The 25,054-nt window shown below is 74.0% G+C and carries 20 protein-coding genes; 10 read left to right on the top strand and 10 right to left on the bottom strand.

The window, feature by feature from the left end:
- Positions 1–40 precede the first annotated feature (40 nt).
- A complete protein-coding gene (locus tag ACIGAN_RS21855) occupies positions 41–319 on the bottom strand; it encodes a PspA-associated protein PspAA (RefSeq protein ID WP_365086573.1) in 279 nt (92 codons plus the stop codon).
- 23 nt (positions 320–342) lie between these two features.
- On the bottom strand, positions 343–1,128 hold the full coding sequence (locus ACIGAN_RS21860; RefSeq protein ID WP_365086576.1) for a PspA/IM30 family protein: 786 nt from the start codon (positions 1,126–1,128) through the stop codon (positions 343–345).
- Between the two features lie 316 nt (positions 1,129–1,444).
- On the opposite strand from ACIGAN_RS21860, the gene ACIGAN_RS21865 reads away from it, so the two are divergent.
- Both ACIGAN_RS21865 and ACIGAN_RS21870 read left to right on the top strand, forming a co-directional pair.
- The gene (locus tag ACIGAN_RS21865; protein ID WP_365086579.1) at positions 1,445–2,044 is read left to right on the top strand and encodes a DUF3043 domain-containing protein; all 600 of its coding nucleotides are present in this window, start codon (positions 1,445–1,447) and stop codon (positions 2,042–2,044) included.
- Between the two features lie 83 nt (positions 2,045–2,127).
- On the top strand, positions 2,128–2,829 hold the full coding sequence (locus ACIGAN_RS21870; RefSeq protein ID WP_365086582.1) for a class I SAM-dependent methyltransferase: 702 nt from the start codon (positions 2,128–2,130) through the stop codon (positions 2,827–2,829).
- A 52-nt stretch (positions 2,830–2,881) separates the two neighbouring features.
- On the opposite strand, the gene ACIGAN_RS21875 is transcribed toward ACIGAN_RS21870, so the two are convergent.
- Complete coding sequence (locus ACIGAN_RS21875) at positions 2,882–3,094, bottom strand: hypothetical protein (protein WP_365086585.1); 213 nt, start codon at positions 3,092–3,094, stop codon at positions 2,882–2,884.
- A 222-nt stretch (positions 3,095–3,316) separates the two neighbouring features.
- On the opposite strand from ACIGAN_RS21875, the gene ACIGAN_RS21880 reads away from it, so the two are divergent.
- Complete coding sequence (locus ACIGAN_RS21880) at positions 3,317–4,516, top strand: bifunctional adenosylcobinamide kinase/adenosylcobinamide-phosphate guanylyltransferase (RefSeq protein WP_399859713.1); 1,200 nt, start codon at positions 3,317–3,319, stop codon at positions 4,514–4,516.
- 25 nt (positions 4,517–4,541) lie between these two features.
- On the opposite strand, the gene ACIGAN_RS21885 is transcribed toward ACIGAN_RS21880, so the two are convergent.
- Positions 4,542–5,600 carry a class I SAM-dependent methyltransferase gene (locus tag ACIGAN_RS21885; protein WP_365737918.1) on the bottom strand — a complete coding sequence of 353 codons (1,059 nt, stop codon included), beginning with the start codon at positions 5,598–5,600 and terminating at the stop codon, positions 4,542–4,544.
- A gap of 186 nt (positions 5,601–5,786) precedes the next feature.
- Between ACIGAN_RS21885 and cobT the strand changes: the two genes are divergently transcribed.
- On the top strand, positions 5,787–6,905 hold the full coding sequence (gene cobT / locus ACIGAN_RS21890) for a nicotinate-nucleotide--dimethylbenzimidazole phosphoribosyltransferase (RefSeq protein WP_399859716.1): 1,119 nt from the start codon (positions 5,787–5,789) through the stop codon (positions 6,903–6,905).
- 550 nt (positions 6,906–7,455) lie between these two features.
- Here the strand turns inward: cobT and ACIGAN_RS21895 are convergent.
- Positions 7,456–8,220, bottom strand: coding sequence for a hypothetical protein (locus tag ACIGAN_RS21895; RefSeq protein ID WP_399859719.1), 765 nt, complete (start codon positions 8,218–8,220; stop codon positions 7,456–7,458).
- 60 nt (positions 8,221–8,280) lie between these two features.
- Between ACIGAN_RS21895 and ACIGAN_RS21900 the strand changes: the two genes are divergently transcribed.
- The gene (locus ACIGAN_RS21900) at positions 8,281–9,063 is read left to right on the top strand and encodes an adenosylcobinamide-GDP ribazoletransferase (RefSeq protein ID WP_399859722.1); all 783 of its coding nucleotides are present in this window, start codon (positions 8,281–8,283) and stop codon (positions 9,061–9,063) included.
- Positions 9,064–9,100: 37 nt separating this feature from the next.
- On the opposite strand, the gene ACIGAN_RS21905 is transcribed toward ACIGAN_RS21900, so the two are convergent.
- The 5 genes from ACIGAN_RS21905 to ACIGAN_RS21925 all read right to left on the bottom strand — a co-directional run bounded on the left by ACIGAN_RS21905 (position 9,101) and on the right by ACIGAN_RS21925 (position 15,702).
- Positions 9,101–9,895, bottom strand: a complete 795-nt coding sequence (locus ACIGAN_RS21905) for an endo alpha-1,4 polygalactosaminidase (RefSeq protein WP_399859724.1) — start codon at positions 9,893–9,895, stop codon at positions 9,101–9,103.
- Complete coding sequence (locus tag ACIGAN_RS21910; RefSeq protein ID WP_399859726.1) at positions 9,892–10,545, bottom strand: spherulation-specific family 4 protein; 654 nt, start codon at positions 10,543–10,545, stop codon at positions 9,892–9,894. The genes ACIGAN_RS21905 and ACIGAN_RS21910 overlap by 4 nt, the downstream gene beginning before the upstream one ends.
- Positions 10,542–12,050, bottom strand: a complete 1,509-nt coding sequence (locus tag ACIGAN_RS21915) for a hypothetical protein (RefSeq protein ID WP_399859728.1) — start codon at positions 12,048–12,050, stop codon at positions 10,542–10,544. The genes ACIGAN_RS21910 and ACIGAN_RS21915 overlap by 4 nt, the downstream gene beginning before the upstream one ends.
- A complete protein-coding gene (pelF, locus tag ACIGAN_RS21920) occupies positions 12,047–13,570 on the bottom strand; it encodes a GT4 family glycosyltransferase PelF (protein ID WP_399859730.1) in 1,524 nt (507 codons plus the stop codon). Before pelF ends, ACIGAN_RS21915 begins: the two co-directional genes overlap by 4 nt.
- Before the next feature lie 98 nt (positions 13,571–13,668).
- Positions 13,669–15,702, bottom strand: a complete 2,034-nt coding sequence (locus ACIGAN_RS21925; protein ID WP_399859732.1) for a hypothetical protein — start codon at positions 15,700–15,702, stop codon at positions 13,669–13,671.
- A gap of 345 nt (positions 15,703–16,047) precedes the next feature.
- Here ACIGAN_RS21925 and ACIGAN_RS21930 point away from each other — a divergent pair, with 345 nt between their 5' ends.
- The 5 genes from ACIGAN_RS21930 to aceE all read left to right on the top strand — a co-directional run bounded on the left by ACIGAN_RS21930 (position 16,048) and on the right by aceE (position 24,998).
- A complete protein-coding gene (locus tag ACIGAN_RS21930) occupies positions 16,048–17,574 on the top strand; it encodes a leucyl aminopeptidase (RefSeq protein ID WP_365737903.1) in 1,527 nt (508 codons plus the stop codon).
- A gap of 273 nt (positions 17,575–17,847) precedes the next feature.
- Positions 17,848–19,236 (top strand): dihydrolipoyl dehydrogenase, encoded by a 1,389-nt coding sequence (gene lpdA / locus ACIGAN_RS21935; RefSeq protein ID WP_365086620.1) that lies wholly within the window; start codon positions 17,848–17,850, stop codon positions 19,234–19,236.
- 62 nt (positions 19,237–19,298) lie between these two features.
- Positions 19,299–21,122, top strand: coding sequence for a 2-oxoglutarate dehydrogenase, E2 component, dihydrolipoamide succinyltransferase (sucB, locus tag ACIGAN_RS21940; RefSeq protein WP_399859736.1), 1,824 nt, complete (start codon positions 19,299–19,301; stop codon positions 21,120–21,122).
- A gap of 282 nt (positions 21,123–21,404) precedes the next feature.
- Positions 21,405–22,028 (top strand): GntR family transcriptional regulator, encoded by a 624-nt coding sequence (locus ACIGAN_RS21945; protein WP_365086626.1) that lies wholly within the window; start codon positions 21,405–21,407, stop codon positions 22,026–22,028.
- Between the two features lie 267 nt (positions 22,029–22,295).
- Positions 22,296–24,998, top strand: a complete 2,703-nt coding sequence (aceE, locus tag ACIGAN_RS21950) for a pyruvate dehydrogenase (acetyl-transferring), homodimeric type (RefSeq protein WP_399859738.1) — start codon at positions 22,296–22,298, stop codon at positions 24,996–24,998.
- Positions 24,999–25,054 lie beyond the last annotated feature (56 nt).

Below are 25,054 nucleotides of genomic sequence, written 5' to 3' on the forward strand. Positions count from 1 at the left end.
CGAACGGGGCCGCGGCCCGGCGGTGCGGCGCGGGGCGGGGTCATCCGGGGATCAGGCCGTCGTCGCCGAGCAGCTCCCTGACCTCCTCCAGCGTCGCGTCCGGAGCGGGCAGGATCAGGTCCGAGGGCTCCAGGGAGTCGTCGGGCAGGGGCTCGCCCAGGTCGCGGACCTTGGTCAGCAGGGCGTGGAGGGTGCGGCGGAAGCCGGGGCCGTCGCCGTTCTCCATTTCGGCCAGGAGCTCGTCGTCCAGCTTGTCGAGCTCGGCGAGATGGCCGTCGGCCAGGATGACCTGGCCCTCCCCCATGATCCGTACGATCATGTCGCCCTCCTCGGCGTGGGCCCCTACTGCTTGTCGAAGCGCGGGGTGTCCTGCGGCTGCTGCTGCGACTGCTGCCCGCTCGTGCCGCCCTCGATGGCCTGCTGCCCGGCGCTCGGGCCTCCAGCCAGCTCGGCCTTCATGCGCTGCAGTTCCAGCTCTACATCCGTACCACCGGAGAGCCGGTCCAGCTCGGCCTGGATGTCGTCCTTGTGCATGCCGGACGGGTCGTCCAGGGCGCCGGAGGCGAGCAGTTCGTCGATCGCGCCGGCGCGGGCCTGGAGCTGGGCCGTCTTGTCCTCGGCGCGCTGGATCGCCAGCCCGACGTCGCCCATCTCCTCGGAGATGCCGGAGAAGGCCTCGCCGATGCGGGTCTGCGCCTGGGCCGCCGTGTACGTCGCCTTGATCGTCTCCTTCTTCGTGCGGAAGGCGTCGACCTTGGCCTGGAGCCGCTGGGCCGCCAGGGTGAGCTTCTCCTCCTCGCCCTGGAGCGTGGCGTGCTGGGTCTCCAGGTCGGTCACCTGCTGCTGGAGGGCGGCCCGGCGGGAGAGTGCCTCGCGGGCCAGATCCTCACGGCCCAGCGCGAGCGCCTTGCGGCCCTGGTCCTCCAGCTTCGCGGACTGCGACTGCAGCTGGTTCAGCTGCAGTTCCAGGCGCTTGCGGCTGGTCGCCACGTCGGCGACACCGCGGCGCACCTTCTGGAGCAGCTCCAGCTGCTTCTGGTACGAGTAATCGAGGGTCTCGCGCGGGTCCTCGGCCCGGTCAAGGGCCTTGTTCGCCTTCGCGCGGAAGATCATCCCCATACGCTTCATGACACCGCTCATGGGCTTCGCGCGCCCCCTTCTGACCGACTCCGGTTCCAGCTCCAGCGACAGAACCCACAGTACGGGCCCTGCATCCATTACCGCACTGTTCGGGGACGGATGCGCTCATCCCCAAGGACGACTGCGTACGCTCCCGCTCCGGCGTAAGGAGTAGGTGGCCCCCGGGGTCTCCGGGGCGTACGTCCCGGAGACGACCGGGTGCGCACACAACGTCCCCTCTGTCCCCTTACTGACGACTGGTGTTGCCGGATCGTTCCCCACCGGGCTGGGGTCCATGCCCGTCAAGCGCTTACCCTTGGGTTTTGTGTTCCGTAGCCGTGCGAAGGAAGAGAAGACCCAGGCCGCCGACAAGGCGCCGGTGAACTTCTCCAAGCAGCCCCGCGACCCGCAGGCCCCGAAGGGCAGGCCCACGCCCAAGCGCAGTGAGGCCCAGTCCCAGCGCCGCAGCGTCGCCAACACCTCGATGACGCGCAAGGAGGCCGCCAAGCGCCAGCGCGAGGAGCGCCGTGCCGCGCTGGAGCGGCAGCGTCAGGCGCTGGCCAGCGGCGACGAGCGGTATCTGCCGGCGCGTGACAAGGGTCCGGTGCGCCGGTTCGCGCGTGACTTCGTCGACTCGCGGTTCAACATCGCGGAGTTCTTCCTGCCGATGGCCGTGGTCATCCTCGTGCTGAGCATGGTGCGGGTGGCGGCGCTGCAGAACATCGCGCTGCTGCTGTGGCTCGTGGTGATCGTGCTGATCGTGCTCGACTCGTTCGTGACGGCCTTCCGTCTGAAGAAGCAGCTGAACGAGCGCTTCGCCGGCGAGAACAAGCGCGGCGCCATCGCCTACGCCCTGATGCGCTCCCTCCAGATGCGTCGGCTCCGGCTGCCGAAGCCGCAGGTCAAGCGCGGAGAGCGGCCCTGACCACGACGCCGTTCTCCGGGGGTGCGGCCCAGGCCTGGCTGGACAAGCTGGGCGGGCTGCGCGATGTCGTCCGCCAGGAGCTGGTGGCCCGCCAGCTGGACGAGCAGATCGTCGGGCGTTTTCCGGTCGGCCGGCGGCTGCGGGTGCTCGACGTCGGGATGGGCCAGGGCACTCAGGCGCTGCGGCTGGCCCGGGCCGGGCACGAGGTGACCGGTCTGGAGCAGGACGCGACGATGATCGCCGCGGCCCGGGAGTCCCTCGCCGGGGAACCGGAGGGCATCCGGGAGCGGATGCGGATCATCGAGGGGGACGGCCGGGACACCGGCGTGCACTTCCTGCCCGGCAGCTTCGACGTGGTGCTCTGCCACGGCGTGCTCATGTACGTCGAGGAGCCGGACCCGCTGCTGGCGGGCCTGGCCCGGATGCTCGCGCCGGGCGGGCTGCTGTCGCTCCTCGTGCGCAACGGGGACGCGCTCGCGATGCGGCCGGGCCTGTCCGGCGACTGGGCCGGCGCGCTGGCCGCGTTCGACACGACGGCCTACCGCAACCGGCTCGGGCTCGACGTACGGGCCGACCTGCTGAAGGACCTCACGGCGACCCTCGCGGGGATCGGGGCGCCGCTGCACACCTGGTACGGGGTGCGGGTGTTCACCGACACGGCGGCGGACGGCGCCGAGGCCCCGGCCGACCTGGAGACGCTCCTCGCGGTGGAGGAGAAGGCCGGGCGGACGGACCCCTACCGCGGGGTGGCGGCGCTGCTGCACCTGTGCGGCGTACGGGGCTGACGCCGGACGGCGGCGGGGGTGGGCGAGGGCCGTGGGGCCCCCGCCCCGGGGCTCACGCCTCGGCCGCGTGCAGGCTCATCGGCCCGTAGATCTCCGTGGTGTCCTCGAACAGCCGCACCTGGTCGGCGCCGCCCTCCTGCAGTGCCTTCCAGTGCTCCCCGATCCAGGACTCGGCGTCCCCCTGGGTGGGGAACTCCTCCGGCGGCACCGCGGGCTCGACCTCCGTCCCGTCGGTCTTCTCGAACCGCCACGTCCATGCCGCCATGTACGCCTCCCATGTGTGTGAGCACACTGCACAGCGAAAGCCGGATCCAGGTCCGGCTCCCGGTCCGAGCCTATGCGCTCCGCCGGTGGGGCGTCACAGGCCCCGCGGGAGTGCGGGATGTGGGGCGGGTGCGGGTCGTGGGTGGTGTTCGCGCAGTTCCCCGCGCCCCTGGAGGGGCGTCTCCGTCACGCGTGTCGCAGGTGCAGGGGTGAGAATCGGGGCGTGGAACTGACTCTGCTCGGCACCGGCGCTCCTGCGGGACTCCCCCGCCCCGACTGTCCCTGCGCGGTCTGCGCGTCCGCCCTGGGGCCGAACGCGCGGGCGGCCACCGCGCTGCTCCTGGACGGGGTGCTGCTGCTGGACCTGACGCCCGGGGCGGCGTTCGCCGCGGCGCGCGCGGGCCGTTCGCTGACCGGTGTGCGGCAGGTGCTGCTGTCGCATCCGCACGACGGCCCCGCGGTGGAGGTGCCCGCGGGGCTGCCGCAGCCGGGACGGGTGCCGGACGGACGGGAGTTGACGCTGCTGACCGGGCACCGGGTGCGGGCGGTGGCGCTGGACGCGCCGGGCACCGGGTACGCGGTGACCGGGCCGGAGGGGCAGCGGCTGCTGTACCTGCCGCCGGGCGGGGCGCCGGCGGGCCTGGAGGAGCCGGCCGAGCCGTACGACATGGTGCTCCTGGACGTCGTGGGGCGGCCGGACGCGCTGGCGCGGCTGCGGGCGGTGGGGGCGGTGGGTCCGACGACCGACGTGGTCGCCGTGCACCTGGACCACGACGTGCCGCCCATCCCGGAGCTCGGGCGGCGGCTCGCGGCGGCCGGGGCGCGGGCGGTGCCGGACGGGGCGGCGCTGGCGGTCGGGGCGTACGAGGACGTGCCGGACGTGCCGCGCCGGACGCTGGTGCTGGGCGGGGCGCGGTCGGGGAAGTCGGTGGAGGCCGAGCGGCGCCTGGAGGCCTTCCCGGACGTGCTGTACGTGGCGACGGGCGGGTCGCGCAACGGGGACACCGAGTGGTCGGCGCGGGTGTCCGCGCACCGGGAGCGGCGGCCCGGGTCGTGGCGGACGGCCGAGACCTGCGATCTGGTGCCGCTGCTGGAGGCGGACGGCCCGCCGCTGCTCATCGACTGCCTGTCGCTGTGGCTGACGGACGCGATGGACGCGGCCGGGGCGTGGGACGACGCGGTGTGGGCCGAGCGGGGCGAGAAGGTGCTGCGGGAGCGGGTGCGGGAGCTGGCGCAGGCGGTACGGGCCACGCGCCGGACGGTGGTCGCCGTGTCCAACGAGGTGGGGTCGGGGATCGTCCCGGCGACGGCGTCGGGCCGGCGGTACCGGGACGAACTCGGGCGGCTGAACGCGGGGTTCGCCGACGAGTGCGAGCACGTGCTGCTGGTGGTGGCCGGGCAGGCCGTGGCGCTCAAGGGCTGACCGGCCCGGACACCCGGACACCCGGTCAGGCGGGCTTGCGGGCGATCAGCCGGTAGGCGTTCGCGAAGCGGGTGCGGCGGGCCACCGGGGCGGCGAGGTGGTCGGCCAGCGCCGCCAGGGCCACCAGCGGCATGCCCGCGCGGAGCAGGGCCTCGCGGGCGTGGCGGTGCAGCGGGGGCGGCGGGATCGCCCGCCAGGGCGTGTCGGGGGCCGGCAGGGCGTGGGAGAGACTCAGGGCCAGGGCGCCGGAGAGGTCGTGGGGGACGTGGGTGGGGCGGTGGTCCACGGTGACGATCGTGCAGCCGGCGGCCTCCAGTTCGGCCCGCAGGTTCTGCGGGGGCATCAGGTGCAGGTGGCGCGGCTGGTCGTAGGCGAGCCACCAGCGGCCCAGGAGCGCGGCGAAGACGCTGCGGGGGTCGAGGGTCTCGACCAGGAGGTGGCCGCCCGGGCGCAGGACGCCCAGGGCCGCCCGGAGTTCCGCCCGCGGATCCGGCGTGCCCTCCAGGTGGTGGAGCATGCTGACCACGTCGTAGCGGCCGCGCAGCGGTCCCGCGATCCGGGGGTCGGTCAGACGGCCGACGTGGGCCTCCTCGACGCGGTCGGCCGAGCGGGCGCGCACCACGCGGGGCGTGGGGTCCAGGCCGTCGAACGCGGTGTAGGGGAAGAACTCGCGGGCGGTGGCGGGGAAGCGCGCGTGGCCCGTGCCCACGTCCAGCCAGCTCTCCGGTTCGCCGAAGCGCCGCATCGCGCGGGCGGCCGAGCGGTGCCGGGCGCGGCCGGCGCGCAGGGCGAGCAGTCCGTCGCTGGCCGGGTCCCTGGGCGCCCCGCGCACGGTCCGGTGGTACAGGGCGAGGCCCTCGGCGGTCAGGCGGGGGTTCTGGAAGGTGTGGCCGCAGTCCCGGCACGCGTCGACGGTGAAACCGCCCGGCTTGTACTGCCGCAGGTCACCGGTGCGCAGCCGGTTGCGCAGCCGGGCGGAGCCGCACCAGGGGCAGTCCTCGCGGCGCGGTTCGTGCACCCGTGCGGTCGCTTGCGGGGCGGGGACGGCGGAGGAAGCGGCGGAGGGGGCGGGATGTGCGGTCATGGGCGGCTCCCGGGCGCGAGGGCGTGGGCGGGGTCGTGCGGTGAGGCCGGTGGACGACCGCCACAACATGACAATCCGCTGCAAAACGGAACGTAGGGGATGCGGGTGCCGGGTGCAACGACGTCGTCCCGGCGGTGTGGTGATGTGGCGCCGTGCCGTTCGATCGGGGCCGGTACTGTTCGGCGAATGAGCTCGCTTAATCTCGACGACTTCTCCGATCTGATCGAGCGTCCGGACGGCGGGATCCGCCGTGACGCCGAGGCGCGCCGGGAGCGACAGATCGTGCCGCCCGGATCGCTGGGCCGCCTCGACGACCTGGGTGAGTGGCTGGCGGCGGCGCAGTCGGCCGTGCCGGTGCGGCCGGTCGAACAGCCGCGGGTGGTGCTCTTCGCCGGTGACCACGGCGTCGCGGAGCTGGGCGTCTCGGCCCGGCCGGCGGGCAGCGCGGCGGAGTCGGTGCGCGAGGTGCTGGAGGGCGGCCGGCCGGTGTCGGTGCTGGCCCGCCGGCTGGGCGTGCCGGTGCGGATCGTCGACATGGCCCTGGACTGCGACCCCGCGACCCTGCCCGGGGACGTCGTACGGCACCGGGTGCGGCGCGGCAGCGGGCGGATCGACGTCGAGGACGCGCTGACGGCGGAGGAGGCCGAGGCGGCGTTCCGGGCCGGGGTCGCGGTGGCCGACGAGGAGGCCGACTCGGGGACGGACCTCGTCGTCCTGGGCGATGTCAGCGTCGGCGGGACGACGGCGGCGGGCGTGCTGGTCGCGGCGCTGTGCGGGGTCGACGCGTCGGTCGTGACCGGGCGCGGCGGGCTGGCCATCGACGACCTGGCGTGGATGCGCAAGTGCGCGGCGATCCGGGACGCGCTGCGCCGGGCCCGGCCGGTGCTCGGGGACCAGTTGCAGCTGCTGGCGACCGTGGGCGGGGCCGACCTCGCGGCGATGACGGGGTTCCTGCTGCAGTGCGCGGTGCGGAAGCTGCCGGTGGTGCTCGACGGGGTCGTGACGGCCGCGTGCGCGCTGGTCGGGCAGCGGATCGCGTTCCGGGCGCCGGACTGGTGGCTGGCCGCGCACGACAGCGGGGAGCCCGGGCAGGCGAAGGCGCTGGACCGGATGGCCCTGGAGCCGCTCCTCACCCACGGGGTGACGGTCGGCGAGGGCACGGGCGGCCTGCTGGCCCTCCCCCTGATCCAGGCAGCCGCGTCCCTGGCAGCGGAGCTGCCGGAGAGGCCCCGGGAGCGGGAGGAAGCTCCGGCGGTGGCCGGGGAGCCGGCCGGGGCCGGGGAACCCGCCGGGGCGGAGAACTAAGGGGGCCGGGGGAGCGGGCGAGCCCCGGGGGGTTCGCTGGCGCCCCGCGCGGCGGGACCCGGGGCCGGTGCCACCCCGCACGGCAGGCCCCTGGGCCGGGACCGGGACAGCGGGCGTGACCCGGAGGTTTCGCTGCCGTCCCGCGCGGCGGGACCCCGGGCTGTGCCGCACCGCACGGCGGGCCCCCCGGGCCGGTGCCACCCCACACGGCAGACCCCCGGGGGCCGGGACCGGAACAGCGGGCGTGACCTGGGGGGTTTCGCTGCCGCCCCGCGCGGCGGGCCCCCCGGGCCCGGGCCGGAACAGCGGGCGTGACCCGGGGGGGGTTCGGTGTCGCCCCGCGCGGCGAAACCCCCGGTCCGGGGCGGGGTCAAGGACCCGCCGGGGCAGGGTCGGGGCCGGGACAGCGGGGTGCGCCGGGGTCTCGGGGCCGCTCCGTGCGGCGGGACCCCAGGCCGGTGCCGGATCGGGGCCGGGACGGCGGGCCTGCCCGCCGTCCCGGGATTTCGGTGCCCACCCGCCTCGTGCTGTGCGCCGTGGGCGAGTCGCGTCAGCGGCGTTCCAGGGACCGGGCCGGCTGCGGGTCGGGCGCGCCGCCGAGCCAGTCCTGAAAGGTCCGCCGGGGACCCACCCAGCGCCGGTCGTGGTGGTAGGCCCGCAGCCCGGACCTGGCCCGGGCCCGGGGGCGGTTGCGGTAGAACCGCCTGGCCCACACGGAGGTCGGGCGGGCCAGCCGTACGGCCGCGATCAGGGCCACCAGCGGGACGACCAGGCCCACCACGGCGAGGCGGAGCTTGCCCTTGAACAGGGCGATGAGGGCGAAGGCGAAGTTCACCAGGACGTTGACGAGGACGGCGGCGCGGTTCTGCTGCTGGTCCTCGGACAGGTCGTCGACGCCCAGCGGCGAGAAACCGATCAGCAGCAGTCCGACGAGCGAGGCGGTGAGGACGACCATCTCCACGCTCTTGCGGCCGTCCGGGGTCCAGTAGACGTCCGCCAGGTGCAGGATCAGGGCGAACTCGTCGAGGACGAGGCCCGCGCCGATGCCGAAGAGCACCGCGGCCAGGCAGGAGCCGAAGCCGTGCCGGCCGCCCGCGACCGCGCCGAAACCGCCGATGAGCATGAGGATGACGCCGGGGACGACGTGGTGGACGTGGACGCCGCCGCTGCCGCTGATGTTGCGGAAGGGGCCCTTGCCCGCCCGGATGAGGCGGGTGATGACCCGGGTGATCAGGAAGGTCAGCACGAAGGCGACGAGGGCGAGGAGCAGCGGAAGCTTGCCGGGTTCGATGATGTTCCGCTCCAGCCATCCCATATGGGAACTTTATCCTCGGCCCCTGTCTCCGCTCTCCTGACCGGCCGGTAGCCTGCGCCGGTGTCCACGACCTCGCCCCTCGACGGTGTCCGCTTCGCCTTCGGCACGCTCACGGTGTTCCCGGTCCGGGTGACGCGGTGGGACCGGGAGGCGGCGCGCGGCGGCATGCTGTGCGCGCCCCTGGCCGGTCTGGCGGTCGGCGCCGCTGCCGCCGCCACGGGGCTGGTGCTGCTGCTCCTCGGCGCGGGCGCGCCGCTCGCCGCCGTGGCCGGGGTCGCGGTGCCGGCCGCGCTCACCCGGGGGCTCCACCTGGACGGTCTCGCGGACACCGCCGACGGGCTGGGCAGCGGGAAGCCCGCCGGGGACGCGTTGCGGATCATGAAGCAGTCGGACATCGGCCCGTTCGGTGTCATCGCCCTCGTCCTGGTCCTGCTGGCGCAGGCCGCCGCGCTCGCCCAGGCCTACGAGGCCTCCTGGGCCCGGGGCGCGTGCGCCGCCGTCGTCGCCGGGGCCGCCGCCCGGCTGGCCCTGACGCTGGCGGCCCGGACCGGGGTGCCGGCGGCGCGCCCGGAGGGGCTCGGGGCGGCCGTCGCGGGTGTGGTGCCGGTGCGGGCGGCGCTCGGCGCCGCGGCCGCGGTCACGGCGGTGGCGGCGGCCGCCGGGGCCGCCCTCGGGCCGTACGACGTGGTGCGGGGCGTGCTGGCGGTGTGGCTCGCCCTGGCGGCCGCCGAGGCGCTGCTGCGGCACTGCGTGCGGCGGTTCGGCGGGGTGACGGGGGACGTGTTCGGCGGGCTCGCGGAGACGGCGGCGACGGTCGCGCTGGTCGTCCTGTCGCTGGGCTGACGGTCCCCGGCCGCTGCCCCGCCCGGCCGGCGCCGGCTCAGCACGCCCGCCGCCACGCCCCCAGTTCGTACTTCTTGAGCAGCGAACTCAGCTTCAGGCGGCGGGACTCGGCGCAGAACCGCCCGGTGGGCACCTCGTACTCGACGTGGAAGACCGCCTTGCCCGCGCGGATGAACGGCGTCAGGGCCCCGCACTCGCCGTACTGGGCGCACTGCTCGTTGACCGCGAAGTCGAAGTCGCCGACGAGTTCCGGGATCTGGTCGAGGTCGTTCTTCAGCCCGACGGCCAGGCCCCGGTCGTGGGCGAGGCGGGCGACGAGGCGGTTGTAGCGCAGCTGGTCGGCGGCCGTGAGGGGGAAGCCGGTGTCGTTGCGGTAGCCGTCCATGTCGTCGGGCTCGACGGCGTCGAAGCCCTTGTCGCGGCACATGTCGATACGGGCCGCCATGAGCGGTTCCAGGACGTCGGTGCGGCGGATGTCGAGCCAGCGCTCGCCCCGCCAGCCGTTGCCCCGGCCGAGGACGGCCTCGGGGAACTTCTCCGCGTCCGGGCGGAACTCCTCCCAGGCGCCCGTGGACAGGTAGCAGATGACCTTGCGGCCGTCGTCGTGCAGTGCGGCGACCGTGTCGGCGGAGTGGTCGAAGCCGTCGATGTCGTAGACCGGCACGTCGACGGAGGTGTCCAGGCGCCCGCTGAGCTGCCACTGCCAGGCCGTGCCGGGGCGGGGCTGCCAGCGGGGGCCGGGCTTGTCGTCGGGGGCCCGGGTGCAGGCGGCGAGCAGCAGGAGCAGTGACAGCAGGGGCAGCGACAGCAGGGGCGGCAGGGGGCGTCTCACGAGGTGGTCTCCAGGCTGTGGGGCAGGGTGCCCCAAGGATGATCGCCGGTCCCGGGTACCGCGCAGTACACCGCCGCACCCCGCGCCCGGGCGAGGCCGGCCGGGTCGGCGCCCGGCGGCACGCCGTAGAGCAGGTGGCACTGGGGTGCGTCCGGGCCGGTGGGCCACGGCTGCGGGAGCGGTGCCAGGTACGCCTCCCAGGGGCCCTCGAAGGTGACCAGGAGGTCGGCGACGTGAGCGTAGCAGGGGTGCGCTGCCGTGCCGTGGTTGAGGACGAGGGTGCGGCAGCCGACGGCGCGGGCCGCGTCGGCGAGCCGCCGGTAGTGCGCGAACTGGGCCGGTCCGGACGGCACTTGGTCGAGGAAGGCGCCGTCGGTGCCGTACCAGTCGCGGTGCCGGGCGAGGTCGCGGACGACGTCGGTGGCGGCGCGGCGGCCGTAGCCGGTGTCGGCGTACCCGAGGATCCGTGCTCCCCCGGCGGCCCGCAGCCGGCCTGCGACCTCGGCGAAGGCCGGGTCGGGGCGGTCGCCGGGGCCGTCGGCCGGGTTGAGGACCACCCCGTTCAGGCGGGGCGCGGCCGCGACGATCGCGTCCCACTCGGCGGGGCGGACGGCGGGGTGCTCGTAGTACGGGACCAGCAGCGTGCTCATCGGTGGGCGGTCGCCCTTCCGAGCAGGGCGCACGCCAGGACGAGCTGCACGGCGGCCGCCGTGCCGGACACCACGACGCCCGCCCCGTGCGGGTCGCCGGCGCCGGTGACCAGCAGCAGGGTCTGGGCGAGGGCGGCCGCGCAGCACACCGCCGCCGCGCCGGTCACCGCGCCGAACGACTGCAGGAGCAGTGCCGTCCACAGGACGACGCCCAGCAGGAGCAGCCCACCGGTCCGCACCCCGCCCGGCAGCGGGGCGTGCGGCCACAGGGCGGCGGTGGCGAGGCCCAGGGTGAGGAGCGCGGCGAGGTAGGCGGCCAGGCACCCGGCGACGGCGCGGACCGCCGTGCGCCGGAACTCCCGTGCGGTGCCGCTGGAGCGCAGCCCGGCCAGGCCGGCGCTGCGGAAGCGGTACAGCAGCCACTCGGCGGGGCCCATGCTGAGGGTGAGCGCCACGGCCGCCGGCGCGGCGACGGCGCTGCCGGTCCCGCCGGCGAGGACGTCGCCGAGCGCCGCGTACAGCACGAGGACTCCGGTGCCCAGCCCGAACAGGGCGTACGGCAGGGAGCCGGTGAGCCGCGGGCCGCCGGGGCGGCCGGGCGCGGGGACGGCGCCGGGCGCGCCGAACGGGAGCAGGGCGACGAGGCCGGCGGTCCAGCCGCCCGTGTCCTTCAGGGCGGGTGCCACCTCGCGCAGGCCAAGCACCGCGACCGCGGCCAGGGAGCCCAGCAGCAGGGTGCAGGCCGCGGCCCCGGGCAGTGGGTGGACCAGGGACAGCAGGGCGCCCGCCGCCATCGGCGCGAGGGCGGCGAGCAGGTGCCGTTCGCGGCCCATCACCAGCAGGACGGTCGCCGCGGCCAGGTAGCAGGACTGCCCGGCGGCGAAGGCGACGACGGCCGGGGCGGCGGCGCCCGCGCACACCAGGGCGACCAGGGCGCCGAGCAGCGCGCCCGCCGGGGCGCCCCGCAGCAGGGCCCGCCGGGCGGCCGTCCGGTCGCCCAGGCCCAGCCAGGTGTACGCGCGGTGGGCGAGGCCCTGGTTCCAGGCCCAGCCGCACAGGGCGGCGGCCAGCAGCGGGACCGTGCCGGCGGGCAGCCCGAGCCGGCCCGGGCCGGTGAACAGGGGCGCCCCGAGGACGTGGGCGAGTCCGGGCAGGGCGAAGACGACGCCGCGCAGCAGGCAGCCGAGCAGGCCGATCCGCCAGGGGTCGGGGGCGGGGCCCTCGGGCTCGGGGTAGCGGCGCCCGACGCGTGCGTAGAGGGTCTCGGCGAGGGCGAAGGAGTCCTTCACCCCGTACCGCTCGCGTATCCGGTCGTCGGAGAGGCCGTCGGACTCCAGCAGGGCGGCTATCTCGTCCGGGTGGACGGCGGCGGCCGCGAAGTCCTCCAGCCGGCCGGCGAGTTCGTCGACCGGGTCGGGACGGGCCCAGCTCGGGGTGCGCTGCCGGGGGACACCGGGGACGGTGCCCGGGCGGGAGCCCGGGGGCATCCGGACGCCGCCGCTCACCAGTCCGCTCCGTCCGTCGCGACGGCCGCGTACCAGGGGTCGCGCAGCTCCAGCGTCCAGTCGGCGACGGTCTCCAGCGCCGGCTCGTACACCTCGTCCTCACCCGCCAGTTCCTTGTAGATGGTGCGGAAGGCGTCCACCGAACGGCGCAGCGTGAACCGGTCGATGACGCGCTGGCGCGACAACGCGCCCAGTTCCAGGCGCCGTTCGTCGTCCCTGAGCAGGGTCAGCGCGGCGGCGGCCAGCTTCTCCGGCTCGCGCGGGGGCACCACCAGGCCCGTGTCGCCCACCGCCTCGCGCACACCGCCGACGTCCGTGGAGACCGTCGTACGGCCGCACGACATGGCCTCGATGACGGAGAACGGGAAGCCCTCCGAGATCGACGACAGCATGACGAGGTGCCCGGCCGCGTAGGCCCGCCAGACCTCGCTGATCCGGCCCTCGAAGGTGAGTCCGTCGCTCACCCCCAGCTCGGCGGCGAGTTTCTCCAGGCGGGTGCGGTAGGCCTCGCCGCCGGGCGGGACCGGGCCGAACAGCCGCAGCCTGGTCGCCGGGATCTCGGCGCGCACCAGCGCGTAGGCGCGGATCAGGGTCTCCAGGTCCTTGATCGGGTCGATCCGGCCGCACCAGGACAGGGTCGGGACCTCGGGCTCGGGACCGGCGTGCGGGAAGGCGGCCGGGTCGACGCCGTTGTAGACCGTGCGGATCCGGTCGGCGTCGGCGCCGCCGCGCTCCTCCCAGCGCCGGTTGTACCGGTTGCAGGGGGTGATCAGGTCGGCGGCCCGGTAGCCGTGCGAGTTGAGCTCGCGGTAGAAGCCGAGCATGAAGGCCTTCACCGGCCAGCGCCGGGTGTCGCCGCGGTGGCCGAGGTAGCGCTCGCGCAGGTAGATGCCGTGTTCGGTGAGGAGGAACGGCACGCCGTCCAGGTGGCGGGCGGCGAGCGCGGGCAGGGTCGCCAGGCCGCTGCTCACGGCGTGCGCGACGGAGTCCTCGGGGATGCGGACGCCGAGCGGGCGCAGGGCGTGCTCCAGCAGGTCGGTCGCGGTGAGCGCGTCGTGCACGGTGGGGCGGGGCGCGGCCGTCGGCAGATGCGGCATGGTCCAGATCCACATCAGCGACCGCAGCGCCCACTCGGTGCGCAGGGCCGCCGCCAGGTACCCGTCCCGGGCCGGTTCGGCCAGTTCGTGCAGGGACTCGCCGAAGTCGGCGTGCGAGCCGGGGTCGAGGAAGGAGAGCAGGAAACGCTCGTAGGTCTCCGTGAAGCGGCGGCGGGCCCTGCCGTACGGGGGCCGGGCGCGGCCGGGGCGCGGGCCCCAGGTGGGGACCGGGGTGTGGGCGCGGACGTTGGGCGGCAGCTCCCAGGTGACGGGTTCGCGCCCGCTGCCGGTGAGCGAGACGAGGTGGAAGTCGACCTCCGGCATGCCCTTGACGAGCTGGTCGCACCAGGTGCTGACGCCGCCGTGGACGTGCGGGTAGGTGCCTTCCGTGAGCATGGTGACATGACGGCCTGTTCGCCTCATGCGGTGTTTCCCCCTGGATGCGGATGGCGGGCGGGGAACTGCTGCCGGATCCCGGGTGCGGGCCCCTCGTGTCCGGTCGCGCGGTTCCCCGCGCCCCTCTAGGGCAGCTTCAAGGTGAGGGCCGACTGGAGCGCGGCCGGGGTCGTCCAGGCCGAGCGGGCTCCCGCGTACGGGGTGCCGAACGCGGTCGTGCCCAGGGCGAGTTGCTTCCTGGTGCCCTCCGGGACGGTCACCGGGATCTGGGTGCCGGAGGGGGCGGTGACGGTGACGGTGCCGCCGATCCGGTACGCCGTGACGCGGTCGCCGGCCAGGGCGTCGCGCCAGGCGGCGCGGCGCTGCACCTCGGTGCCGATGGCGCTGTGCCGGGGGTTCTCCAGCGGGGTGTTGTCGGCGAACAGCGCCCGGTAGCCGTCGAGCACCTGCTCCATGACCGGGTAGAGCAGCCGGTCCTCGGCCAGGTTGGACTGGTGCGCGTAGTGCGGCCGGGGGTCGCCCGCCAGGACGTGGCCGAGGGCGGTGCGCACCTCCTGCGGGACGATGTGCTCGGCGTAGCCGGTGGCCGGGTCGAGCGGCTCGTCCAGGCACGTCGAGACGGGGTTGTCCTCGCAGACGCCGCTGCCGCCGTCGGCCCGGGCGGTGTAGACCCAGTTGTACTCGTCGGCCATCTCGGCCGCCGTGCCCACGTTGTAGTACACGTTCATCGGGTGGCGCGGCACGGTCAGCGCCCGGCCGACGGAGCGCTGCCGGGGCTCGCGGGAGTTGTCCGAGGCGATCCACCTGACGCCGGTGTCGGCGAGGGCACCGGCCAGGTGGGGGTTGTCGTCCGGCTGCTGGGGCAGCGTCCGCAGGCCCGAGTGCTCGCCGGTGACCAGTTCGGCGCGGTCGACGGGGAGCCCTTTGTTCACGGCCCAGGCGTGGTTGTCGCGGATCTGCGCGGCGATCTCGGCGCGGCTCAGGTACTTCGTCGAGCCGTCGGCGTTCTCGGCGCAGCTCCACGGCACGGTGGAGGTGTCCTGGACGCAGCCCAGGAAGGGGTGCGTCCAGGTGTGGTTGACCCACCGGTACTGCGCCTTGTCGGCGAGGAGCCGGTCGGTGAGGGCGTCGGTGCCGCCGTGCTGGGTCTTCCACTCCTCGCCGGAGCCGGCGTTGAAGACCAGGTCCATGGTGAAGCCGTGCGCGCGCTGCCACTGGGCGGCGTAGGCGGCGTCGTCGGCGGTCATGCGGATCGGGGTGGTGCCCTCGCCCTCGCCGCCCGCGCAGTCGAAGTCGCCCGGGGTGCAGTTGCGGGCGGTGTCCCAGCGGCTGTCCGGGGCGAAGACGTCGTCGACGTGGACCGCGAAGGAATTGCGCGTGCGGCCCAGGTGCACGCCCTGGGTGAGCCACTCGACGATGCCCCGGGCCAGCAACCGGAACTGCTGCTGGTTGCCGTTGTAGGCGAAGGTGACGACGAGTTCGCGGCGGCCGTCGTGCGCGTACTCGCCGACGAGGCTGCCCCGGCCGGTGCCGCCGGGCACGGGCAGGTCGACGTAGCTGGTGTACCCGGCCCGGGGCCGGGCGACGTAGCCGTAGCTCTCCTGCACGCCGGGCGCGTTGTCCTCGAAGCGGAACGCGCCGTCCAGGTAGCCGAACCAGCCCGCCTTCCCGGCCGCGGTGACGGACGCCTCGCGCCCGTCGAGGGCCCCGGCCCAGCCGCCCTCGCTCGTGTAGTCGAGCCCGACCCCCGGGTGGGCCCAGGTGTAGGCGTCCACCTGCGGGATGCCGAAGGTCCGCTCGTAGGTCTCCAGCGCGGCCTGCTCGGCGGAGCCGGCGCCGAACGGGGCCTCGTTCGGCAGGACGACGCCCTGGTACTTGGCACGGGGCCGGCCGCCGGCCGTGTCGCTCAGGAACGACTCGGTGATCGCCGGTCGGCCGCCGTCGTTCAGGTCGACCGTCGTGTACGGGACGCCCGTGCTCTCCAGCTGGGCGATGACGGCCCCGACGGAGCTGTCGCCGTTGTCGACCACCAGCACCCGCAGGTCGATGCGCGGGGCCTCCGCGGCCGCCGCCCCCGGGGCCACCGCCCCCGCCACGACCATGCCCGCCGCCGTCACCCCGGCGGCCGTGTTTCTCCATCTGCGCGCACGCAGCGCCATGGTCCCTCCCCCAGAAGATCCCCCGGGGTCCTCCTGCGTCGTCGGGAGCAGGGACCGCGGGGATCGCGCAACGCGGTGAGCAGGGCGCTCACCGGAACCCGACGAGTGTGACCCAGTTCACCGGTGTGAGGGATCAAGAAATGGCCACTACGCCACCGACAGGTGAACGACCGCAGGAATGAGCGAACGGGGCCACGCGCGTAGTCTCGTCGTCGAGTGTTCGCCGCACCGGGAAGGCCCCGTGCGACCTGCTCCCCGAGGTCCGCATAGGGTCGGCTGTCGGGCCCGGTCGACCCACACCGTTCGACCATCGCAACTTCACATCGGAAGCGAGATTTCACCACCGTGACTGCTCTCACTCTCAGCACCGCCGCGGCGCCCGGTCTGCGGGCCGACGCGATCGTGATCGGTGTCGCCAAGGGAGCCAAGGGGCCGGTCGTCGCACCGGGCGCCGAGGCCGTGGACAAGGCGTACGACGGCAGGCTCGCCGGCGTCCTGGAGACGCTCGGCGCCTCCGGTGCCGAGGGCGAGGTGACGAAGCTGCCGGCGCCGTCCGGCTTCAAGGCACCGCTCGTGCTGGCGGTGGGCCTGGGCCCGGTGCCCGAGCAGGACGCCGGCTACGACGCCGAGGCGCTGCGCAAGGCCGCCGGCATCGCGGCCCGCACCCTGTCCGGCGCCAAGAAGGCCGCCTTCGCCCTGCCGGTGACCGACGCCGCCGACGCCGGCGCGATCGGGGAGGGCGCGCTGCTCGGCGCGTACTCCTTCGACGCGTACAAGGAGAACGGCAAGGACCCCAGGGCGAAGAACGGCAAGGCCCCGCTCGCCGAGGTCACCCTGCTGGGCGGCAAGCCTCGCGACAAGGCGTACAAGGCCGCGGTCGAGCGCGCCGTCGCCGTCGCGGAGGAGCTCAACCGCGCCCGCGACCTGGTCAACACCCCGCCGAACGACCTCAACCCCGAGGCGTTCGCCGCGATCGCCCAGGCCGCGGCCAAGGAGCACGGCATCAAGGTGCAGGTGCTCGACGAGAAGGCCCTGGTCAAGGGCGGCTACGGCGGCATCCTCGGGGTCGGGGCCGGCTCGGCCGCCGGACCGCGCCTGGTGAAGCTGTCGTACACCTCGTCCAAGGCGAAGAAGCACCTCGCCTTCGTCGGCAAGGGCATCACGTACGACTCGGGCGGCATCTCGCTGAAGCCGGCCGGCCACAACGAGACGATGAAGTGCGACATGAGCGGCGCGGCCGCGGTGTTCGCCGCGGTCGTCGCCGCCGCGCGGCTCGGCCTGGAGGTCAACGTCACCGGCTGGCTGGCCCTGGCCGAGAACATGCCGTCGGGCTCGGCGACCCGTCCGGGTGACGTGCTGCGGATGTACAGCGGCAAGACGGTGGAGGTGCTCAACACCGACGCCGAGGGCCGGCTGGTCCTGGCGGACGCGCTGTGGGCCGCGTCGCAGGAGAAGCCCGACGCGATCGTGGACGTGGCGACGCTGACCGGCGCGATGGTGCTGGCGCTCGGCAACCGGACCTTCGGGATCATGGGCAACGACGACGCGTTCCGCACGGCGCTGCACGAGGTGGCCGAGGAGGTCGGCGAGCCGGCGTGGCCGATGCCGCTGCCGGAGCACCTGCGCAAGGGGATGGACTCGCCGACGGCCGACATCGCGAACATGGGCGAGCGGATGGGCGGCGGCCTGGTCGCCGGTCTGTTCCTGCGCGAGTTCGTGGGCGAGGGCATCACCTGGGCCCACCTGGACATCGCGGGTCCGGCGTACAACGAGGGCGGGCCGTTCGGGTACACGCCGAAGGGCGGCACGGGCAGCGGCGTGCGCACGCTGGTGCGGCTGGCGGAGCTGACGGCCGCGGGCGAGCTGGGCTGACCCTCGCCTGAGAGCCCGGTCTCGCCGGTGGTGCGGCGAGTGCGGGGGCGTGGGGGCCGCTCGCGCGGTTCCCCGCGCCCCTTCCGGGGCGGCTCATGTGAACGTGGGGCGTCTCACACCGCAGCCCGGCGTCTCCTTGTGTGCTGACAAGTGCGAAGATGGGGCTCGGCAGGACAGGGCCCCACCGAAGGGCCGAAGAACGAGCGGCCGGACACCAGCCGCCTGCCGGTCAGTGAAGACCGGCTCACGGCGCACATGCATGGAGGACGTGACGTGGCGAACGACGCCAGCACCGTTTTCGACCTAGTGATCCTCGGCGGTGGCAGCGGTGGTTACGCCGCGGCCCTGCGCGGGGCGCAGCTGGGCCTGGACGTCGCCCTGATCGAGAAGGACAAGGTCGGCGGCACCTGCCTGCACCGGGGCTGCATCCCCACCAAGGCCCTGCTGCACGCGGGCGAGATCGCCGACCAGGCCCGCGAGAGCGAGCAGTTCGGTGTGAAGGCCAGCTTCGAGGGCATCGACATCGCGGGCGTCCACAAGTACAAGGACGGCGTGATCGCCGGCCTGTACAAGGGCCTGCAGGGCCTGGTCGCCTCCCGCAAGGTGACCTACATCGAGGGTGAGGGCCGGCTGTCCTCCCCCACCTCCGTCGACGTGAACGGCCGCCGCGTGGAGGGCCGCCACGTCCTGCTCGCGACCGGCTCCGTGCCGAAGTCGCTGCCGGGCCTGAACATCGACGGCGACCGGATCATCTCCTCCGACCACGCCCTCGTCCTGGACCGCGTGCCGAAGTCCGCGATCATCCTGGGCGGCGGTGTCATCGGCGTCGAGTTCGCCTCCGCGTGGAAGTCCTTCGGTACCGACGTCACGATCGTCGAGGGCCTGAAGCACCTCGTCCCGGTCGAGGACGAGAACAGCTCGAAGCTGCTGGAGCGCGCCTTCCGCAAGCGCGGCATCAAGTTCAACCTGGGCACCTTCTTCGAGAAGGCCGAGTACACCCAGGACGGCGTCAAGGTCACCCTCGCCGACGGCAAGACGTTCGAGGCCGAGATCCTGCTGGTCGCCATCGGCCGCGGCCCGGTCTCGCAGGGCCTGGGCTACGAGGAGCAGGGCGTCGCCATGGACCGCGGCTACGTCCTGGTCGACGAGTACATGCGCACGAACGTGCCGACCATCTCCGCCGTCGGTGACCTGGTCCCGACCCTCCAGCTCGCGCACGTCGGCTTCGCCGAGGGCATCCTGGTGGCGGAGCGTCTGGCCGGTCTGAAGACCGTCCCGATCGACTACGACGGTGTCCCGCGGGTGACGTACTGCCACCCCGAGGTCGCCTCCGTCGGCATCACCGAGGCCAAGGCCAAGGAGATCTACGGCGCGGACAAGGTCGTCGCTCTGAAGTACAACCTCGCGGGCAACGGCAGGAGCAAGATCCTGAACACCGCGGGCGAGATCAAGCTCGTCCAGGTCAAGGACGGTGCCGTGGTCGGCGTCCACATGGTCGGCGACCGCATGGGCGAGCAGGTCGGCGAAGCCCAGCTGATCTACAACTGGGAGGCGCTGCCCGCCGAGGTCGCGCAGCTGATCCACGCCCACCCGACGCAGAACGAGGCGCTCGGCGAGGCCCACCTGGCCCTGGCCGGCAAGCCCCTCCACGCGCACGACTGACCCCCTCGGTCGACGAACGCGACGACAGACTTCCGCACTTTCCGTAAGGAGCAACCGAAACCATGGCGGTTTCCGTAACCCTTCCGGCGCTCGGCGAGAGCGTCACCGAGGGCACCGTCACCCGCTGGCTGAAGGCCGAGGGTGAGCGCGTCGAGGCCGACGAGCCGCTGCTCGAGGTCTCCACCGACAAGGTCGACACCGAGATCCCCTCCCCCGCCTCCGGCGTGCTGTCCTCCATCAAGGTCGCCGAGGACGAGACCGTCGAGGTCGGTGCCGAGCTGGCGCTGATCGACGACGGCTCCGGCGCCCCCGCGGCCCAGGAGGCCCCGGCCGCCGAGCAGGCCCCGCAGGCCGAGCAGGTCGCCGAGCCCGCCCCGGAGCCGGCCGCGGCCGCGCCCTCCACCGAGCAGGCCGCCCCGGCGCCCGCCCCGACCGCCGACGCCGCGGCCGGCGGCGGCTCCGCCCAGGGCACGGACGTCGTCCTGCCCGCGCTCGGCGAGTCCGTCACCGAGGGCACCGTCACCCGCTGGCTGAAGTCGGTCGGCGACACGGTCGAGGCCGACGAGCCGCTGCTGGAGGTGTCGACGGACAAGGTCGACACCGAGATCCCCGCCCCGGCCTCCGGCACGCTGCTGGAGATCGTGGTGGGCGAGGACGAGACCGCCGAGGTCGGCGCCAAGCTCGCCGTCATCGGCGAGGCGGGTGCCGCTCCGGCCGCCGCCCCCGCGCAGGAGGCCCCGGCCGCCCCGGCCCAGCCCGAGCCCACCCCGGCTCCGGCCCAGGCCGAGGCTCCGGCTCCGGCGCAGCCCGCCCCGGCCCCGCAGGCCCCGTCGGCTCCGGCCCCGCAGCAGCAGACCACCCCGGCCCCCGAGCCGGTCCCGTCCGCTCCCGCGCCCGCCCCGGCTCCGGCCCAGGCCCCGGCCGCGCCGGCCGCCGCCAAGCCCGCCGACGACGGCGCCTACGTCACCCCGCTGGTGCGCAAGCTCGCCGCCGAGCAGGGTGTCGACCTGTCCACCGTCAAGGGCACGGGCGTCGGCGGCCGTATCCGCAAGCAGGACGTCGTCGCCGCCGCGGAGGCCGCCAAGGCCGCCGCCGCTGCCCCGGCACCGGCCGCCCAGGCCGCCCCGGCCGCCGCGAAGAAGGCCCCCACCCTGGAGGCCTCCCCGCTGCGCGGCCAGACCGTGAAGATGCCGCGGATCCGCAAGGTCATCGGCGACAACATGGTCAAGGCCCTGCACGAGCAGGCGCAGCTGTCCTCGGTCGTCGAGGTCGACGTCACGCGCCTGATGAAGCTGCGCGCCCGGGCCAAGGACGCGTTCGCGGCCCGTGAGGGCGTCAAGCTCTCGCCGATGCCGTTCTTCGTCAAGGCCGCGGCCCAGGCGCTGAAGGCGCACGCGCCGATCAACGCCCGGATCAACGAGGCCGAGGGGACCATCACCTACTTCGACACCGAGAACATCGGTATCGCGGTGGACTCCGAGAAGGGCCTGATGACTCCGGTCATCAAGAACGCCGGCGACCTCAACCTGGCCGGCATCGCCAAGGCCACGGCCGAGCTCGCGGGCAAGGTCCGGGCCAGCAAGATCACCCCGGACGAGCTGTCCGGCGCGACCTTCACCATCTCCAACACCGGCTCGCGCGGCGCGCTCTTCGACACGATCATCGTGCCGCCGGGCCAGGTCGCGATCCTCGGCATCGGCGCCACGGTCAAGCGCCCCGCCGTGATCGACACCGAGGACGGCCCGGTCATCGGCGTCCGGGACATGACGTACCTGACCCTGTCCTACGACCACCGCCTGGTGGACGGCGCGGACGCCGCCCGCTACCTGACGGCGGTCAAGGCGATCCTGGAGGCCGGCGAGTTCGAGGTCGAGCTCGGTCTCTGACCTCCCTCGCCGGTACGGCTGTTCGGTGCCCCGTTCGGATCTTCCGGGCGGGGCACCGTCGTACCCGAGGGGCGCGGGGCCGTGACATGTGCGGCTCCGCCGCGGGGCGCGACGAGCCACCGGACGACCGGCAGCCGCCCACGCGCGCAGCGGCCCGGGCTCCCCCGCGCCACACACACCGTGTGCGCCTCGTCTCACCTGCGCGACAGCCCCCACGTCGGCCCCACCCGCGGAGCGAACCGGCCGTATTGTCTAAGCGTCGATCCCGACCGAGGAGCCCTCATGACCGCGCCCGTCATCCACTCGCTGCGCGAACAGATCCGCGAGCACATCCTGGAAGGGATCATCAGCGGGCGCTGGCAGCCGGGCGAGCGGATCGTGGAGCGGCGGATCGCGACGGAGCTGGAGGTCAGCCAGACCCCGGTCCGCGAGGCCCTGCGCGAGCTGGAGTCGCTGCGCCTGATCGAGTCGGCCCCGAACAAGGGCGTGCGCGTGCGGAACCTGACGGCCGCCGACCTGGAGGAGAGCTACCCGGTCCGGGCCGGTCTGGAGGCCATCGCCGCCGAACTGGCCGCCCCTGCCCTCGCCGAGGACTGCTCGGCCCTGGAACCGCACGTCAGCGCCCTGTACGAGGCCGACCGCGTCTCCGACGGCACGGCCCAGGTCCGGCACACCGTCGCCTTCCACCGGGAGCTGGTCCGCGCCGCCGGCAACTCGGTCCTGCTGCACACCTGGGAGGGCCTGGGCATCGAGGTGTTCACCGCCCTGTCCATCCGCTGGCTGGGCACGCGGCAGCAGTCGTACGCGGAGGAGCACGAGGAACTGGTCGCGGCCTTCAAGCGCCGTGACCCCCGGATCGCGGAACTCGTCAAAGCGCACGTACTGGGTTGCGCGCCCCGGGCGTGACACCCGAGCGCGGTCCCGCTCAAACGCCTCCGACCTGCGACAACCACACCGAAACCCGTCACCGCGTGCCACCGGCGGAGGCACCGCGTGCCGACTTTCTCGTGATCAAGAGGTTTTATCCCTCAACCCTTTGATCGATCATCGATCAGGGAGTTACAGTCGCCGACGGGCTTGCCACCCGAGCCCCAGCCCTGTCCTGCCAAAGACCAAGGGCACCCCCGATCCCCTTACGTGAGGGAACCCCCTTCGACTGAGGAAGGCGGCGACATGACCGACCCCAACGCCATCCAGGCCAGCGAGCTCGACCAGCTCCCCGACCGGGACCCGGAGGAGACCGCCGAATGGCAGGCCTCCCTGGACGCGGTCGCCAAGGCAGCCGGGCCGCACCGTGCCGCGTACCTGATGCGCCGCACGCTGGAGCGTGCCGAGGGCGCCGGCATCGCGCTGCCGAAGCTCCTCGAGACCGATTACGTCAACACCATCCCCACCGCCGCCGAGCCGGACGTGCCCGGTGACGAGGAGATGGAGCAGCGGATCACCGCGTGGAACCGCTGGAACGCGGCCGCGATGGTGACCCGGGGCAGCAAGTACGGCGTGGGCGGCCACATCGCCACCTTCGCCTCCGCCGCCTGGCTCTACGAGACGGGCTTCAACCACTTCTTCAAGGGCAAAGAGGCCGACGGCTCCGGCGACCAGCTCTACATCCAGGGCCACGCCTCCCCCGGCATCTACGCCCGCGCGTTCCTCGACGGCCGGCTCAGCGAGCAGCAGCTCGACAACTTCCGCCGCGAGGCGGGCGGCAACGGCCTGCCCTCCTACCCGCACCCGCGCCGCCTGCCCTGGCTGTGGGAGTTCCCGACGGTCTCCATGGGCCTCGGCCCGCTGTCGGCCATCTACCAGGCGCGCTTCAACCGCTACCTGACCAACCGCGGCATCAAGGACACCTCCGCCTCGCACGTGTGGGCGTTCCTCGGCGACGGCGAGATGGACGAGCCCGAGTCGACGGCGGCCCTGGCGCTGGCGGCCCGTGAGGAGCTGGACAACCTCACGTTCGTCATCAACTGCAACCTGCAGCGCCTGGACGGCCCGGTCCGCGCCAACTTCAAGATCGTGCAGGAGCTGGAGGCCCAGTTCCGCGGCGCCGGCTGGAACGTGATCAAGACGCTGTGGGGCACGGCCTGGGACGAGCTGTTCCGGCTCGACACCACGGGCGCGCTCGTACGCCGCCTGCGCCAGGTACCGGACGCGCAGATCCAGACGTACCAGACGCGCGACGCGGCCTACATCCGCCAGGACTTCTTCGGCGCCGACCCGGCGCTGGCGGAGATGGCGAAGCTGCTGAGCGACGACAAGATCCTGGAGTGCTTCCACCTCTCGCGCGGTGGTCACGAGGCGCGCAAGGTGTACGCCGCGTACAAGGCCGCCGTCGAGCACAAGGGCGCGCCGACCGTGATCCTGGCCCAGACGGTCAAGGGCCACACCCTCGGCGAGGGCTTCGCGTCGAAGAACGCCAACCACCAGATGAAGAAGCTCTCGGTGGACGAGTTCAAGGCCATGCGCGACCTGCTCGGCCTGCCGATCAAGGACAGCGACTTCGTCGACGGCGTGGTCCCCTACGGCCACCCGGGCGCCGACTCCCCCGAGGTCCGCTACCTCCAGGAGCGGCGTGCCGCCCTCGGCGGTCCGGCCCCGGCCCGGCGCGTCCACCCGGTCGCCCCGCTGCCCGCCCCGGCCGAGAAGGCGTTCGCCTCCTTCGACAAGGGCTCCGGCTCGCAGAACGTGGCCACCACCATGGCGTTCGTCCGCCTGGTCAAGGACCTGGTCCGCGACAAGGAGACGGGCAAGCGCTGGGTGCCGATCGTCCCCGACGAGGCCCGCACCTTCGGCATGGAGTCGCTGTTCCCGTCGCTCGGCATCTACTCGCCCAAGGGCCAGACGTACGAGCCGGTCGACCGCGACCAGCTGATGTACTACAAGGAGGCCAAGAACGGCCAGATCCTCAACGAGGGGATCACCGAGGCCGGTTCGATGGCCGACTTCATCGCCGCTTCGACGTCGTACGCGACGCACGGCGAGGCGATGATCCCGTTCTACATCTTCTACTCGATGTTCGGCTGGCAGCGCACGGCCGACCAGATGTGGCAGCTCGGCGACCAGCTCGGCCGCGGCTTCCTGGTCGGCGCCACGGCCGGCCGCACCACCCTGACCGGTGAGGGCCTGCAGCACGCCGACGGCCACTCCCCCGTCATCGCCGCGACCAACCCGGCGGCCCTGACGTACGACCCGGCGTTCGCCTACGAGGTAGCGGCCATCGTCAAGGAGGGTCTGCGCCGGATGTACGGCGAGGCCGCCCCGGGCGAGGACCAGGACGTCTTCTACTACCTGACCGTCTACAACGAGCCGCTGCCGCAGCCCGCGAAGCCGTCCGTGCCCGGGATCGACGAGGGCATCGTCAAGGGCCTGTACCGCTTCAACACGGCGGAGTCGGCGGGTGTGACCGTGCCGGCGAACGCCCCGCGGATCCAGCTGCTCGGCTCCGGCACGGCGATCCACTGGGCGCTCAAGGCGCAGCGGCTGCTGGCCGAGGAGTGGGGCGTGGCGGCCGACGTGTGGTCGGCGACGTCCTGGAGCGAGCTGCGCCGGGACGCCCTGGAGGCGGACGCGGCCGGCTTGCGCGGCGAGGAGCGGATCCCGTTCGTCCGGCAGGCGCTGCAGGGCGCCGAGGGCCCGGTGCTGGCGGTCTCCGACTACATGCGCCAGGTCCCGGACCAGATCGCGCAGTGGGTCGAGCAGGACTGGTCCTCGCTGGGCGCCGACGGCTTCGGCCTGTCGGACACCCGTGAGGCGGCCCGCCGCCACTTCGGGGTCGACGCCGAGTCCATCGTCGTCGCGGCCCTGGCCCAGCTCGCCAGGCGCGGCGAGGTCGAGGCGGCGTCCGTGAAGGAAGCCCGCGAGAAGTACGGTCTGTGAGTCCTCCCCCGAGCACGGACCGTTGAACGGCAGGCCCCCGCCCCGGCGGGGGCCTG

Origin of the sequence: Streptomyces sp. NPDC085931 (genome assembly GCF_044540565.1) — a bacterium.
Lineage (GTDB): Bacteria > Actinomycetota > Actinomycetes > Streptomycetales > Streptomycetaceae > Streptomyces.